The sequence below is a fragment of the Qipengyuania sp. Mu-71 genome (genome assembly GCF_036867055.1).
In the GTDB taxonomy this organism is placed as follows: Bacteria; Pseudomonadota; Alphaproteobacteria; order Sphingomonadales; family Sphingomonadaceae; genus Qipengyuania; species Qipengyuania profunda.
The window spans coordinates 72,326-85,635 of sequence record NZ_JBAJHR010000002.1; the positions used below are offsets into that span (position 1 = coordinate 72,326).

Annotated in this window: 15 protein-coding genes; 8 read left to right on the forward strand and 7 right to left on the reverse strand. The window is 66.9% G+C overall.

Annotation, left to right across the window (positions count from 1 at the left end; all coding sequences use genetic code 11):
* Positions 1 to 10 precede the first annotated feature (10 nt).
* The 5 genes from pabB (at position 11) to V6B15_RS12170 (ending at position 3,894) form a co-directional block, all read left to right on the forward strand.
* Entirely contained in the window at positions 11 to 1,822 is a 1,812-nt protein-coding gene (gene pabB / locus V6B15_RS12150) for an aminodeoxychorismate synthase component I (RefSeq protein WP_334201417.1), read from the forward strand.
* A complete protein-coding gene (locus tag V6B15_RS12155) occupies positions 1,822 to 2,475 on the forward strand; it encodes an RluA family pseudouridine synthase (RefSeq protein WP_334201708.1) in 654 nt (217 codons plus the stop codon). The genes pabB and V6B15_RS12155 overlap by 1 nt, the downstream gene beginning before the upstream one ends.
* A complete protein-coding gene (arfB, locus tag V6B15_RS12160; protein WP_253521459.1) occupies positions 2,468 to 2,872 on the forward strand; it encodes an alternative ribosome rescue aminoacyl-tRNA hydrolase ArfB in 405 nt (134 codons plus the stop codon). The genes V6B15_RS12155 and arfB overlap by 8 nt, the downstream gene beginning before the upstream one ends.
* Positions 2,873 to 2,989: 117 nt before the next feature.
* The gene (gene rpmG / locus V6B15_RS12165) at positions 2,990 to 3,157 is read left to right on the forward strand and encodes a 50S ribosomal protein L33 (RefSeq protein ID WP_050601641.1); all 168 of its coding nucleotides are present in this window, start codon (positions 2,990 to 2,992) and stop codon (positions 3,155 to 3,157) included.
* Positions 3,158 to 3,231: 74 nt separating this feature from the next.
* On the forward strand, positions 3,232 to 3,894 hold the full coding sequence (locus V6B15_RS12170) for a LolA family protein (protein WP_253521456.1): 663 nt from the start codon (positions 3,232 to 3,234) through the stop codon (positions 3,892 to 3,894).
* Positions 3,895 to 4,169: 275 nt separating this feature from the next.
* Here the strand turns inward: V6B15_RS12170 and V6B15_RS12175 are convergent, their stop codons facing one another.
* Positions 4,170 to 5,618 (reverse strand): alkaline phosphatase, encoded by a 1,449-nt coding sequence (locus tag V6B15_RS12175; RefSeq protein ID WP_334201418.1) that lies wholly within the window; start codon positions 5,616 to 5,618, stop codon positions 4,170 to 4,172.
* A gap of 91 nt (positions 5,619 to 5,709) precedes the next feature.
* Between V6B15_RS12175 and xth the strand changes: the two genes are divergently transcribed.
* Genes xth through V6B15_RS12190 form a run of 3 tightly spaced genes read left to right on the forward strand, consistent with a single transcriptional unit; the run spans position 5,710 to position 8,068 of the window.
* The gene (xth, locus tag V6B15_RS12180) at positions 5,710 to 6,501 is read left to right on the forward strand and encodes an exodeoxyribonuclease III (protein ID WP_334201419.1); all 792 of its coding nucleotides are present in this window, start codon (positions 5,710 to 5,712) and stop codon (positions 6,499 to 6,501) included.
* Between the two features lie 35 nt (positions 6,502 to 6,536).
* Positions 6,537 to 7,556, forward strand: a complete 1,020-nt coding sequence (gene ribA, locus V6B15_RS12185; protein ID WP_334201420.1) for a GTP cyclohydrolase II — start codon at positions 6,537 to 6,539, stop codon at positions 7,554 to 7,556.
* Positions 7,553 to 8,068 carry a GNAT family N-acetyltransferase gene (locus V6B15_RS12190; RefSeq protein ID WP_334201421.1) on the forward strand — a complete coding sequence of 172 codons (516 nt, stop codon included), beginning with the start codon at positions 7,553 to 7,555 and terminating at the stop codon, positions 8,066 to 8,068. The genes ribA and V6B15_RS12190 overlap by 4 nt, the downstream gene beginning before the upstream one ends.
* Here the strand turns inward: V6B15_RS12190 and V6B15_RS12195 are convergent.
* The 6 genes from V6B15_RS12195 to recQ form a co-directional block, all read right to left on the reverse strand.
* Complete coding sequence (locus V6B15_RS12195) at positions 8,046 to 9,032, reverse strand: right-handed parallel beta-helix repeat-containing protein (protein WP_334201422.1); 987 nt, start codon at positions 9,030 to 9,032, stop codon at positions 8,046 to 8,048. The two genes, V6B15_RS12190 and V6B15_RS12195, sit on opposite strands and share 23 nt — an antisense overlap.
* Before the next feature lie 61 nt (positions 9,033 to 9,093).
* The gene (locus V6B15_RS12200; RefSeq protein WP_334201423.1) at positions 9,094 to 9,357 is read right to left on the reverse strand and encodes a hypothetical protein; all 264 of its coding nucleotides are present in this window, start codon (positions 9,355 to 9,357) and stop codon (positions 9,094 to 9,096) included.
* A complete protein-coding gene (locus V6B15_RS12205; protein WP_334201424.1) occupies positions 9,354 to 10,325 on the reverse strand; it encodes an alpha/beta hydrolase in 972 nt (323 codons plus the stop codon). Before V6B15_RS12205 ends, V6B15_RS12200 begins: the two co-directional genes overlap by 4 nt.
* Position 10,326: 1 nt before the next feature.
* Positions 10,327 to 10,566 carry a toxin-antitoxin system HicB family antitoxin gene (locus V6B15_RS12210; RefSeq protein ID WP_334201425.1) on the reverse strand — a complete coding sequence of 80 codons (240 nt, stop codon included), beginning with the start codon at positions 10,564 to 10,566 and terminating at the stop codon, positions 10,327 to 10,329.
* Positions 10,544 to 11,458, reverse strand: coding sequence for an SPFH domain-containing protein (locus tag V6B15_RS12215; protein ID WP_334201426.1), 915 nt, complete (start codon positions 11,456 to 11,458; stop codon positions 10,544 to 10,546). Before V6B15_RS12215 ends, V6B15_RS12210 begins: the two co-directional genes overlap by 23 nt.
* A 57-nt stretch (positions 11,459 to 11,515) precedes the next feature.
* Positions 11,516 to 13,285 carry a DNA helicase RecQ gene (gene recQ, locus V6B15_RS12220; protein WP_334201427.1) on the reverse strand — a complete coding sequence of 590 codons (1,770 nt, stop codon included), beginning with the start codon at positions 13,283 to 13,285 and terminating at the stop codon, positions 11,516 to 11,518.
* Between the last annotated feature and the right edge of the window lie 25 nt (positions 13,286 to 13,310).

Consider the following 13,310-nt stretch of genomic DNA (forward strand, 5'->3'; position numbering starts at 1 on the left):
GCTGGCACCGATGGCGGAAAAGCGTCCCTTTGTCCTGCTCGACGATGCGCGCGAATGCGGCGCGGCGGATGCTCTGCTGTTCGAGAACCCGCGCGAAATCTTCATCGCCCATCGCCCCGAACAGGTGGCTGAGGTGCTCGCGGCGGCGGAAGCCGCGCGGCAGGCAGGCGGCGAACTCGCAGGCTTTATCGCCTATGAAGCCGGACTGGCGCTGGAAGACCGGCTTCGCCCGCTGGCCGATGCGCGCAGCGGCGGCGCCGGGCCACTGGTCTGGCTCGGCCTGTTTGATGCACCGGCGCGGATCGCCGCCGCCGACATGCCCGACTGGCTGGCGCGGCACGCGCAAGGCGGCGGCAGTGTCGGCCCGCTCGAGCCGCAGCTGTCACCGGGCGGCTATGCGCAGGCTTTCGGGACGCTGCAGGACGCGATCCGCGCGGGCGATATCTACCAGGCCAATTTGACCTTCCCGCTGGCGGGCAATTTCACCGGCGATCCGCTGGGTCTCTATGCCGCGCTGCGCCCGGCGGCGCAGGCGGGCTATGGCGGGGTGATATTCGACGGCACGCATTGGCTGCTCAGCCTCAGCCCCGAATTGTTCGTTTCGCTCAAGGATGGCGTGGCCAAGGCCAAGCCGATGAAGGGCACCCGCCCGCGGGGCAGCGATGCGGAGACGGATGCAGCGCTGGCTGCGGAGCTCGCTGGCTCGGTCAAGGATCGCGCCGAGAATCTGATGATCGTCGATTTGATGCGCAACGATCTCGCCCGTGTCGCCGAAGCCGGCAGCGTGCGGGTGGACGAACCCTTCGCGATCGAGAGCTATCCCACCGTCCACCAGATGGTCAGCGTGGTCCGCGCCCGGCTTGGGCAGGGCGAAGGCGCGGTCGATCTCGTCCGGGCACTGTTCCCCTGCGGGTCGATCACGGGTGCGCCCAAGATCCGCGCCATGGAATTGATCGACGCGGTCGAGCGCGATCCGCGCGGCGCCTATTGCGGGGCTATCGGCCGGATCGGCGCAGGCGGCGATGCGGCCTTCAACGTGGCGATCCGCACCTTGCGGCTGACCGAGATCGAGAACGGCCGCGGCAAGGCGGTGCTGGGCGTGGGCGGCGCGATCGTCGCCGATAGCGAGCCGCGCACCGAATGGCGCGAAGCGCTGCTCAAGGGGGCCTTTGCCCGCAGTTCCTCGCCCGCTTGCCGCGCCGCGCAATTCGACCTCATTGAAACCATGCGCTTCACCCCCGACAAGGGGATCGCCCAGCTCGAAATGCACCTCCAGCGGATGAAGGACAGCGCCGCCGAACTCGGCTTTTCCTTCGACCGCCACGAAGCGCGCAACCAGCTGCATGCGCTGTGCTTCGTGCTCGAGCGGCCCAGCCGGGTACGCCTGCTGGCCGCCCGCTCGGGCGCGATCGCGCTCGAGGCGCGCGACCTGCCGCAGGCCTGGCCCGATCCGGCGCGCTGCATCGTTGTGCCGCTGCCGGTCGACCCGGGCGACTGGCGGCTGCGGCACAAGACCACCGACCGCGGGTTTTACGAGGATGCCCAGCGCATTGCGCACTGGCACGGTGCGCAAGAGGCGCTGTTCGTGCGCGAGGACGGGCTGCTGACCGAGGGCTGCGTGACCAATATCTTCGTCGCGGATGGCGACGGCGGCCTGCTCACCCCGCCCGCGCGCCTCGGCCTGCTGCCCGGTGTCTATCGCCGGACCCTGATCGAGCAAGGCCGCGTGCGCGAGGCCGACTTGCGGATCGAGGATTTGGACAAGGGCTTCTACCTCGGCAATGCGCTGCGGCTCCTGATGAAAGCGACACTCAAGACATGATGCAGATCCCGATCCTTTTCGAAGACGGCGAGGCGCTGGTGATCGACAAGCCTTCCGGGCTGCCGATCGAACGCCCGCGGCGCGGCGGCGCGTGCCTCGAAGACCATTTCGAGCAGCTCAAGCTGGGGTTCCAGCGCGCGCCGGTGCCGGTGCACCGGATCGATACCGACACCAGCGGCTGCCTGCTGCTGGCGCGCAATCCCAAGGCGCTGACGCGGTTCTCGCGCGCCTTCGAGGAGCGGCGGGTCGAAAAGCGCTACCTCGGCGTGCTGGCCGGTGTGCCGGACGCAAGCGAAGGGACGATCGAACTGTCGCTGTCCAAGATCAGCAGCGCCGAAAAGGGCTGGCGCATGATCGCGGCGAAAAAGGGCAAGCCCTCGATCACGCATTGGCGCGTGCTCGCCGAAATCGATGGCCGCGCATTGCTCGAATTCCGCCCCGAAACCGGGCGTACCCACCAGATACGCGTGCATTGCGAGGCGGGGCTGGGCCTGCCCCTGCTGGGCGATCCGGTCTATGGCGACGGCAAGGGCGCCCCGCGCACCATGCTGCATGCCGCAGCGATCACCGTCCCGCGCGAGGGCAAACCGCCGATCGCCGCCACCGCCCCCGTCCCGCGCGACTTCGCCGCGCTCGGCTTCGGCGATGGGTAGGATAGCCGACAAGGCTCTCGAAATTGCCGAGGAGAAGTTCATCGCCTCCTCGGGCCCCGGCGGGCAGAACGTCAACAAGGTCGCCACCTCGGTCCAATTGCGGGTTGATGTGTTCCAGCTGGGCATGGATCCCGAATCGTTCGAGCGCCTCAAGGACATCGCCGGGAGCAAGTTCACCAAGGGCGGCGAAATCGTGCTCACCGCCAATGAATACCGCACGCAGGAACAGAACCGCGAGGCGGCCCGCGAACGGCTGGTCGCACTGCTTGCCGAAGCGCTCACGCCGCCGCGCAAACGCAAGCAGAGCCGCGTCAATCGCGTGGGCAAGGTCAAGCGCCTGAAGGCCAAGAAGGCGCGCGGCGAAGTGAAGTCCAAGCGTGGCCGGGTCGACTGGTAGGATGCTTGACTTTTGCCGGTGAATCGCCCAATGGGCGCGCCGGAACGGCGGTGCTCTGCGCGCCGCCCTTGTTTTTTCGGGCCCCATCGGCCCCTTTCAGATCTTTAGGAACACGCCATGGCGAAGCCCGCAACCGTCAAGATCAAGCTCGTCTCGACCGCCGACACGGGCTTCTACTATGTGACCAAGAAGAACCCCCGGAATCACACCGAGAAGTTCACCTTCCGCAAGTACGATCCCGTCGCGCGCAAGCACGTCGAGTTCAAGGAAGCCAAGATCAAGTAATGCGCAACCAGCTGAACCGCGGGAACGAGCGGGGTTCAGCGATGGTTCAATGCTCCGACCCTAACCGCAGGAGCATGAGCACCTTGTCTTTGCAAAAGCATAAATCGATTCGCGCCGCGCTAGCCCTTTCGCTGGCCGCGGCGCTTCCTGCATCCGCCCTCCTGGCGCCGGCCCCAGTGGCCGCTGCCCAGGGCGATCTCGACAAGGCCGTTGCCGCCTTGCGCGGCATCTCCACGATGAAGGCCGATTTCGTCCAGACCGACCGCAGCGGCCAGACCGTCCGCGGGGTGATGACGCTCAAGCGGCCGGGCAAGATCCGCTTCGAATACGAGAAGGGCGTGCCCATGCTCGTCGTCTCGAACGGCAAGTCGATGTATATGGTCGACTACGAGGTCAACCAGGTCCAGCGCTGGCCGATCGAGAACTCGCCGCTTGGCGCGCTGCTCGACCCGAGCCGCGACGTGAAACGCTTCGGCAAGCTGGTGCCGACCAGCCACCCCGATGTCGTCAGCGTCGAAGTACGCGATACCAAGCGGCCCGAGTTTGGCGTGATCACGCTGATCTTCGCCCGCGATGCCGCATCGCCCGGCGGGCTGCGGCTGACGCACTGGGTTGCGCTCGATTCGCAGAACCACCGCACCACCGTCCGACTCGCGAACCAGCGTTACGGCGTGGCGGTGGCCGACAGCGCGTTCACTTTCCGCGACCCGCGCCGTTCGTCCCGTCGTCCGGGATAAACGGGCACGCGGCGAATTGTGCGATCTATGCGTTATCCCGCTCCACGGCGTTCATTGAACAGCAATCGAGCGAGGCCTAATTTCTAATCCACGAGACGACACGAGGCGGGTTTCCCCCCTGTTGACCCCCTCGATCTGGTTCGTCTCGTTCCAAGCGTGACGAACGCTCACAGGAAACCCTCGCGCCAATGCCCCCGGCGCGAGGGTTTTTTGCTGTTCGCATGGGATGGGCGCGGTAGCGCGCGGGAGCCTACACCCCCGCGCGCCTGCCGCGGCTATTCCGCGTCCCAGCCGTATGCCGTGCGGATCACGTCGTAGATCAGGTTCTGCTCCATCACGCCGCGCACATTGCTCGCACCCGGGCCATTGGCATACAGCGCGACATCCTCGCCCGCATGCGTTTCCGAGCCTAGGGGCACCAGCGCCTGCTGATGCGCCGTCACCCCGGTTTCGGGGATCGGCCGGCCACCGCCTGCATCGGGCTTCACCGCGCCCGGACCATTGGCATAGCCCAGCGTGGTATAGGGCTTCCCATCGGCGGCCAGCATGGGGTCGTCGCCACGCTCGCCCCCGGCGGCGGGCGGGACGACCAGGCCGAGGATATCGTTGCCGCGCCGCGGATAGCCCGCAATGGTGAACACATGGCTGTGATCGGCCGTGACCATGATCAGCGTTTCGGCCGGGTCGGTGTTGTCGATCGCCCACTGGATCGCCCGCGCGAACTCGACCGCTTCCTCCAGCGCGTAGCCCGCCTGCCCCGCGTGGTGGCCGTGATCGATCCGCCCGCTTTCGACCATCAGGTAGAAACCATCCCCGTCGCCTGCCAGCCGGGTAACGGCCGCAGCGGTCATGTCGGTCAGCGTGGGTTCGCTGCTCTCGGCGTCCCGATCGACCATGTAGGTCATGTGGCTGGGCGAAAAGAGCCCGAGCAGCGGCGCATCGGCGGGGGCTGCGGCCAGATCGGCGGCGGTGGTGACGAAATGGCCCCCGGTGGCGGCCTGCCAGTCGCCGGGCAGGTCGGCGCTATCATCGAGCCGCAGTCCGCCGTTCTGCTTGCCATAAAATGCCACGCTGCCGCCGCCCAGCGCGACATCGAACGGTGCGCCGACCAATTGCTGCGCGATGTCGCTGCAGCCGCGTCCGCGCTGGTCTTCGGGAATGGCGGTATCGCCTTCCCAGTCGCGCGACACGCTGCGCGCATAGACCGAGGCGGGGGTCGCATGCGTGAGCCGCGCGGTGCTGACGATGCCCAGCGCCAGTCCGCGCTGCTTCACCTCTTCGCCCAGCAGGCCCAGTTCGTGCCCGCTGCCCGAAGCGCAGTCGCCCGTGGTCACGCCGGGCCCGTAGCCGAGCACGCCGATCCGGGTTTTCATGCCCGTATGCATGGCGCTGGCCGTGCCCGCGCTGTCGGCGACCTGCGCGTCGGTGTTGTAGGTCTTGACCAGCGCGACATTGTCGAAGGTCTCGAACGGCAGGACGTATTCCTCGCCGCTCTGCCCCTGCTTCTGCCCCGCATAGATGCGCGCGGCGGTGACGGTGGAAACCCCCATACCGTCGCCGATGAACAGGATGACGTTCTTCGCCTTGCCCGCGGCCTGCGTTTCGCTGGCAGCCGGTGCGGCGCGCGCCTTGTCGGGATAGTTGTAATTGTTGGTGGTGGTGCAGCCACCCAGCAACAGCGCGGCGGATGCCGCCAGCGCGGCGAGGGAAGGGGTCCGGATCATGTAGCTCTCCTGGCAATCGCCCCCGCGCTATCGGCTCGATGCGAAAAGGGAAAGGTGGAGTTTTCCCGGCGCGCGTCCTAAGTCGCTGGCCATGGTTTCTATCGCTACCTGGAACATCAATTCCGTCCGCCTGCGCATGCCCATCGTCGAGCGCTTCATCGAAGAGCAGGCGCCCGATGTGCTGTGCCTGCAGGAGATCAAGTGCCAGGAGCACCAGTTCCCCTACGAGGCGTTCCGCGCGCTGGGATACGAGCATTTCGCCGTGCATGGGCAAAAGGGCTACCACGGCGTCGCGACGGTGGCGAAAACGCCGCTCAGGGAATTCAGTCGCCACGACTGGCAGGATAATGGCGAGGCGCGCCATGTCGGGGTCGAGCTGACCGAGCATGACGGAATGATCGTCGAGAATGTCTATGTCCCCGCCGGGGGCGACGAACCGAATCGCGAGATCAACGCCAAGTTCGGCCAGAAACTCGATTTCATCGAGCGGATGACCCGCTGGGCCGATGCGGTCGACCGCCCGACGCTGATCGTTGGCGATTTCAACATCGCCCCGCTCGAAAGCGACGTGTGGAACCACAAGCAATTGCTCAAGGTCGTCAGCCACACGCCGATCGAGGTCGAGAGCCTGCAGCGCTTCATGGATGCGCACGGCTGGAGCGATATCGGGCGCGAACACGTCAAGGCGCCCGAACGCTATTACAGCTGGTGGAGCTACCGGTCGAAGGACTGGAAGGTGAACGACCGCGGCCGCCGGCTCGACCACATGTGGGCCAGCCCTGAACTCGCGCGGCAGGCCACCGGCCATTCGATCCACGAATACGCGCGCGACTGGGAAAAACCGTCGGACCATGTGCCGCTGGTGACGGAGTTCACGCTCTGAGCACGGCCTCCCCTTCACGGCGCGCGGCGCAGGCGGTGGACGCGCTGCGTCACGGCTGGCCGCTCGCCATCGAAGGGGCCCCGCTGCTGCAACCGGTCGAAACCGCTTTCGGCGAGCTGGCGGGATCGGCCATGCTGATCTCCGCCACGCGCGCGGCGACGCTCAAGCTGGCCAACCAGATCGAAGCCGCCGCACCGCGCCAGCCGGTGCTGATGCGCGGTGCCGACCGGTTCGACCTGCCCGCCGCGCTGGCGGTCGCCGATCCGGCGCTCGACATGGCCAACCCGCTCAAGGGGCCGTTCAGGGCGCTGGCGCTCGAATGGGAAGAGCAGGCGCGCGCCGCGCTCGACCTCGCCCGCGTCGCCGGCGTGCTGCCCGCCTTTCTGGTCGATCCGGAGAATGCCGGCGAAGCGGTGGCGCTGAACGCTGCCGACGTCGGCGCCTTCACCGATGCCGCGCGGCTGCAGATCGCCTCGCGCGCGCGGCTTCCCGTGGCCGCCGCCGACGATGCGCGGATCGTCGCCTTCCGCAGCCCCGACGACACGCGCGAGCATGTCGCGCTGATCATCGGCGAGCAATCGGCCGACCGCATTCCGCTGGTCCGGCTGCACTCCGAATGCCTCACGGGCGATATCCTCGGCAGTCTCAAATGCGACTGCGGCCCGCAGCTCGCCGCCGCGCTGCAGGCGATGGCGCAGGAAGCGGACAAGGGCGGCTGGGGCATACTCCTGTACATGCGGCAGGAAGGCCGCGGGATCGGCATCATCAACAAGCTGCGCGCCTACCGCCTGCAGGATCAGGGCTTCGACACGGTCGATGCCAACACGCGGCTCGGCCTGCCCGATGAAGCGCGCGATTTTCCCACTGCCGCGCGGATGCTGGACCTGCTCAATGTCGGGGAGATCCGGCTGATGACGAACAATCCGGCCAAGGTCGCGGCGCTCGCCGGGGTGGGCGTATCGATTGCCGAACGCGTGCCGCACGCGCTGCCCGACAACCCGCACAATGCCCATTACCTCGCGACCAAGCGCGACCGGTCGGGACACCTGATTTGAGCGCGATCACGATCCGGCCCGAGCGCGATGGCGATGCGCCGGCGATCTACGCGCTGACCGAGGCCGCTTTTCGGAACATGCCCTATGCCGATGGCGACGAGCAGGAGCTGGTCGACCGGCTGCGCGCCGATGGCGATCTGGCGCTGTCGCTGGTGGCCGAGGATGCGACGCGGATCGTCGGCCATGTCGCGTTTTCGCCGGTCGCCATCTCCGATGGCAGCGAGGGGTGGTTCGGGCTCGGTCCGGTCAGCGTCTGGCCCGAACTGCAGCGGCAGGGCAACGGTTCGGCGCTGATCAAGCGCGGCATTGCCGATCTGCGCGAAAGCGGTGGGCGCGGGATCGTGCTGGTCGGCGACCCGGCCTATTACGCGCGCTTCGGTTTCGAATGCGATCCCGTGCTGCGCTACAACGGGGCGGAGCCCCGCTATTTCCAGCGATTGGTGCTTGAAGGCGACGCGCCGCGCGGCGCGGTGAGCTTCGCTCCGGCGTTCAGCGCCGCTCGAAGCGCCTGACGTTGCTGCCGAGTCTGTTGTTCTCGATCACCAGCGCGTCATTGGTCCAGTCGGCAATGAAGGCCGGGCTGCGCGACAGCCCCGGGACCATCCGCGCATCGTTGTCGGCAATGACCAGCCCGTCGGACGTGTAGCGCGCGCCTTCGGCGCCGATGGCGATCATCGTCGACCAGTTTTCCTTGTCGCGCCCCTGGACGAACCAGTTTCCGCGGATCGCACCGGTCCCGCCATTGGGCAGGTCGATCAGGTAATTGGTACCGTGGCCGTTGGCATCGTCGAAACTGTTGCCCTCGATCACGTTGCGCGCCGCGCGCGACTTGAGATAATGGCCGCCGGTGCCCTGTTCGAACCGGCTGCGCGTCACCGTGACGCGGCCGTAATCGCCGGCATAGATCGAATGGGCGCAGCCGCCCGAATTTTCGCAAGTGCCCAGCCGGGTGAAGGTCGATTTGTCGACCACCAGCTCGCTGTCGACGCCATTGGTAGTCAGAATACCCTGCTGGCTGTCACGGAACCAGCTTTGCGAAACGCGCAGCGGTCCCTGTTCCAGCCGGATGCCCGCGCCATTGCCATCGGCAACCGCGATATCGGCGAAGACCAGGCCTTCGACGCTGGCCCCGCGTCCGCGCAGCACCAGCGATGCCTTGCCTTCGCACGCCTTGCCGCCCAGCAGCGCTTCGCCCGGCTGTTCGGCACGGAAATGCACCACGCCCTCGCTCTGTACCGCGCACTCGTTCCAATTGCCGGGAGCGATCACCACCGTGCCCTCGCGATTGCCGATCGCATCGACCGCGGCTTGTAGCGAGCCATAGCCGCGGCCAGTCTCGGCGACGGTGAAGCTGGCCGATCCTCCGGTCTGCGCCAGCACCGCTGCCAGCGGGATCGCGCTGACCGCCATCGCGGCAATCGCAGCAAGGAGCCAGCGCGGAAGGCGCGAAGCAGGAGAGACGAATGGCGAAACCATGGCTTTCTTCTACGCCGTGATGGTTAACAGTGGAATAACTCCGCCCATCTCGTTGTTCGTGTCAATCGCGTTCGCCGTGGCGCCAGCGCCAGCCGCCGCGTGTCTTGCGCTTTGCGACGACCAGGACGAGCGCTGTCGCGACAATCCAGACGGCTGCAGCAATGCCGGTTCCGAGAATGGGATCCCATTCGAGGAGAGGGGTGGGGGCGAGCATCACCACGATGTAACCGGCCAGCAACGCCCAGCCCTGCCAGGCGATCGGCAGCCCTGCGCCATAGCCGAAGCGTTTGGGTGCGAACCATGCCCCGTCATCACGCTTGCTCATTCGCTTGCTCCCCTGTCGCGCGTCACGAAATCCGCCACGCCCGCGACCAAGGCGCGCGATACCGGGAGCGAGGGGTCGCCATAGCTTGCGCGGTTCGCTGCGGGCGCGTCGTCCGGAATGTCCTTGAGCACATGGTTCATCGCCGGAATTTCGAGATACTTGGCCTGTGGGGCCGCCGTACGAAGCATTTGGGCGTCGGTTGTGGTGACTTGCAGATCGGTCCCGCCATGGACGATCAGCATGGGCAGGTCGGTCTGCTTTGCCAGCGCTGCGGGATCCTGCGCCATCAAATCGATGAGAAAACCCTGCACTGCGGGCGCGAAGAGGCTCTGAAGCGCCGGATGCAGCGGCGTGACATCGACGCGTTCGCCCGTCTCCAGCGTCGCGATCGCCGCTTCGGCGTCCTCCAACAAGGGCGCATTGGCGGGATTGGCGCGCAATTGCTCGCGCAGCACGGTAGCCAGCGGGCGGCCCGGCACACCGACGAGGATGATCCCGCACAGATGCGGCACCTCCTGCGCCGCGGCGAGCGCGACGATCCCGCCCTCGCTATGCCCCAGCAGCCAGAGGCACTCGGCCCCGGTCGCAGTGCGCGCCGCGCCAACCCAGCTTGCAGTGTCGGTGACATAATCGGCAATCGTGAGCGCATTGGCGTCCGCTACCGCCGCCTTGCTGGCGAACATACCGCGCTTGTCGATCCGCAATGTGCCGATGCCGCGCTCGGCCAGCGCGTCGGCGAGCAGGCGATAGGGTGCCGCAGTCACTCCCAGCGGACTGTTTCCATCGCGGTCGGTCGGGCCCGAACCCGGGATGATCAAGACCAGCGGTCGCCCTTCGGCGGGCGCGACCAGCGTTCCTGCAAGATCGCCTCGTGGCCCGGGGGCAACCAGCGTTTCCTGGGCCACCGCGGGCGCGGCGCCCACCGATGCCAGCAGGGCCCCGGCGCTCAGCCAGTGAAGCACTGTCATCTCATTCCTCCTCCTTCCTTGGTCGGCCGCGCTTGGGCGGTTTCGAAACCGGCACCTCGATCCCGCGCTTTGCCAGCGATTCGCGCAGCAGCATCTCGATCTGCGCATTGGCGCTACGCAACTCGCTCGCAGCTAGCCGTTCGATTGCGGCGTGGACCGCCGGATCGAGGCGCAGGGCGAAGGCCTTCTTCGTCATCGGATCGCGGGGCTGCGCATGGCTACTGGTAGAGCGAGCCCGCATTGATCACGGGATGCACGTCCTTCTCGCCGCACAGCACCACCATCAGATTGCTGACCATCGCCGCGCGCCGTTCGTCATCCAGCTCGACGATATTGTCCTGCGCCAGCTTGGTCAGCGCATCCTCGACCATGCCGACCGCGCCGAGCACGATCTTGGCCCGTGCGGCAATGATGGCATCGGCCTGCTGGCGCTTGAGCATGGCGCTGGCGATTTCGCTGGCGTAGGCGAGGTGGGTCAGGCCTGCCTCGTCGACGATGATCCCCGCGACCTTCAGCCGGTCGTTGAGTTCCTCGAGCAATTCGCGGTTGATGACATCCGCACCGCCGCGCAGCGTGACTTCCTCGCCTTCGAAATCGTCATAGGGATGGCGTGACCCGACCGTGCGCAGCCCCGCCTCGATCTGGATGTTCACGAATTCCTTGTAATCGTCGACATCGAAACTCGCTTGCGCGCTATCGGCGACGCGCCACACGACATTGCAGGCGATCTCGATCGGATTGCCGCGCAAATCGTTGATCTTCACGCGCTCCGAATGGATGTTGTGCGCGCGCACCGACAGCTTGTTCTTGGTCATCCACGGCCATATCCAGCGCAGCCCCTCGCGCCGTTCGGTCCCGCGATATTCGCCGAACAGCGTGATCACCGCGGCCTGGTTGGGCTGGATCATGAAAAATCCCGCGGCGAGAAACGCCAGCACGAGGATGGGCAGGACGAGCAGGCCGACGAAGGTGAGCTTGGCCGCCTTGTCCGCGCCGTCCATCGGCACATTTCCGGCAACGTTCCATATCACCAGCACCAGCAAGGCCAGGATCAGCCCCAGCATCGGATAGCCGCTGAAGCTGGACCCTGCATGCTCGCTGCTCGTCTTCATTCCCCTGAGTTCGACGGTCATGACGAATCGCTCCTCCAATAATTATGATATCATCTTTATATCATCGGAGGTTCGGGTTCAATGGTCGTCGATCGCGCGCAGGAACCGCTCGCCATAGGCTTCGAGCTTTTTCGCCCCGATGCCGGGGAGCTGGCCCAACGCGGCGAGTGTGGCGGGCCGCGCACTGGCCATCTCGCGCAGCGTCGAATCGTGGAAGACGACATAGGGCGGCACCTGCGCTTCTTCGGCGAGTTCCTTGCGCAGTGCGCGCAGCGCCTCGAACAGTGGATCGCCGACCGGATTGGGAGTCGTATCGCCGCGGCGGCGCCGTTGGCGCTTTGGCGGGACGACGATCGCGACCGCGCTCTCGCCGGTCAGGATCGCGCGCGCCGAGCCGCCCAGCGCCAATCCGCCATGTTCGGTCGCGACCAGATCGCCCCGCGCCTGCAGGGCGCGGGACAGTGGCTGGAGCAGAGCCGCTTCCTCGCCTTCGACGATCCCGAAGACGCTCAGCCGGTCGTGCCCGCGCTGGCGGATGCGCTCGTCCTCGCTCCCGGTCAGCACCTTCTGCAGATGGCCCATGCCGAAACTCTGCCCCGTGCGGTACACCGCCGACAGCAGCTTGCGCGCCAGTTCGGTGACATCGGTCACGCTCGGCTGTTCGAGGCAATTGTCGCAATTGCCGCAGCTCTGGGGCGGGTCCTCGCCGAAATGGCGCAGCAGCACCGCGCGGCGGCAGGCGGCGGTCTCGACCAGCCCGGCAAGCGCATCGAGCCGCGCGCGCTCGGCATTGCGGCGCGCCTCGTCGACTTCGGCCAGCCGCTGGCGCGCGGTGGCGAAATCGCCCGCGCCCCAGAACATCACTGCCTGGCTGGGATCGCCGTCGCGGCCCGCGCGGCCGGTTTCCTGGTAATAGCCCTCGATCGACTTGGGCACGCCGACATGCGCGACGAAGCGCACATCGGGTTTGTCGATCCCCATGCCGAAGGCGACCGTGGCGACGATCACCATGTCCTCGCTGGTCACGAAAGCCGCCTGGTTGGCAGCGCGCGTCCCCGCATCGAGACCCGCGTGATAGGGCAGCACCGCGCGCCCGGTGGCAGCGGCCAGCTTGTCCGCCAGATCCTCCACCTTGCGCCGCGTCGGGGCGTAGACGATCCCCGGACCGGGCGCGGCGGCCATCAGATCGGTCAGCTGGCGCACCGGATTGTCGCGGTGGCGAATGGCATAGCGGATATTGGGCCGGTCGAAGCCTGCGAGCACCAGCCCGTCGTCGGGGATGCCCAGCTGCGTCATCACATCGGCGCGGGTCTGCTTGTCGGCGGTGGCGGTCAACGCCAGCCGCGGAACCTGCGGAAACGCATCGAGCATGCCGCGCAGCATCCGGTAGTCGGGGCGGAAATCATGCCCCCATTCGGACACGCAATGCGCCTCGTCGATCGCGAACAGGCACAGCGGCGCCGTGCCCAGCAGGTCGCGGAAACCCGGCTGGCTGGCACGTTCGGGCGCGACATAGAGCAAATCCAGCTCGCTCGCGCGGAAAGCATCCTGCGTCTCGCGCCAATCGGCATCGGCGCTGGTCAGCGTGGCTGCCCGGATGCCGTTGGCGCGCGCGCTGCGCAGCTGGTCGTGCATCAGCGCGATCAGCGGGCTGATGACGACGCAGGTGCCGGGCAGGATGACCGCGGGGAGCTGGTAGGTCAGCGACTTGCCTGCCCCGGTCGGCATCACCGCCAGCGTCGAATCGCCCGCCAGTACGCGCGCGACCACCTCTTCCTGCCGCCCGCGGAAGCGATCGAAGCCGAAGGTCTCCTTCAGCGATTGTCCTGCGCGCGCAATTCCGGTCATGCCCGCCTGATGGCAGAAGGAACGG

Coding starts and splice junctions, on each gene's coding strand:
- pabB (WP_334201417.1), top strand. CDS start 11: ATGGCGGAAAAGCGTCCCTTTGTCCTGCTCGACGATGCGCGCGAATGC.
- V6B15_RS12155 (WP_334201708.1), top strand. CDS start 1,822: ATGCAGATCCCGATCCTTTTCGAAGACGGCGAGGCGCTGGTGATCGAC.
- arfB (WP_253521459.1), top strand. CDS start 2,468: ATGGGTAGGATAGCCGACAAGGCTCTCGAAATTGCCGAGGAGAAGTTC.
- rpmG (WP_050601641.1), top strand. CDS start 2,990: ATGGCGAAGCCCGCAACCGTCAAGATCAAGCTCGTCTCGACCGCCGAC.
- V6B15_RS12170 (WP_253521456.1), top strand. CDS start 3,232: ATGAGCACCTTGTCTTTGCAAAAGCATAAATCGATTCGCGCCGCGCTA.
- V6B15_RS12175 (WP_334201418.1), bottom strand. CDS start 5,618: ATGATCCGGACCCCTTCCCTCGCCGCGCTGGCGGCATCCGCCGCGCTG.
- xth (WP_334201419.1), top strand. CDS start 5,710: ATGGTTTCTATCGCTACCTGGAACATCAATTCCGTCCGCCTGCGCATG.
- V6B15_RS12195 (WP_334201422.1), bottom strand. CDS start 9,032: ATGGTTTCGCCATTCGTCTCTCCTGCTTCGCGCCTTCCGCGCTGGCTC.
- V6B15_RS12200 (WP_334201423.1), bottom strand. CDS start 9,357: ATGAGCAAGCGTGATGACGGGGCATGGTTCGCACCCAAACGCTTCGGC.
- V6B15_RS12205 (WP_334201424.1), bottom strand. CDS start 10,325: ATGACAGTGCTTCACTGGCTGAGCGCCGGGGCCCTGCTGGCATCGGTG.
- V6B15_RS12210 (WP_334201425.1), bottom strand. CDS start 10,566: ATGCGGGCTCGCTCTACCAGTAGCCATGCGCAGCCCCGCGATCCGATG.
- V6B15_RS12215 (WP_334201426.1), bottom strand. CDS start 11,458: ATGACCGTCGAACTCAGGGGAATGAAGACGAGCAGCGAGCATGCAGGG.
- recQ (WP_334201427.1), bottom strand. CDS start 13,285: ATGACCGGAATTGCGCGCGCAGGACAATCGCTGAAGGAGACCTTCGGC.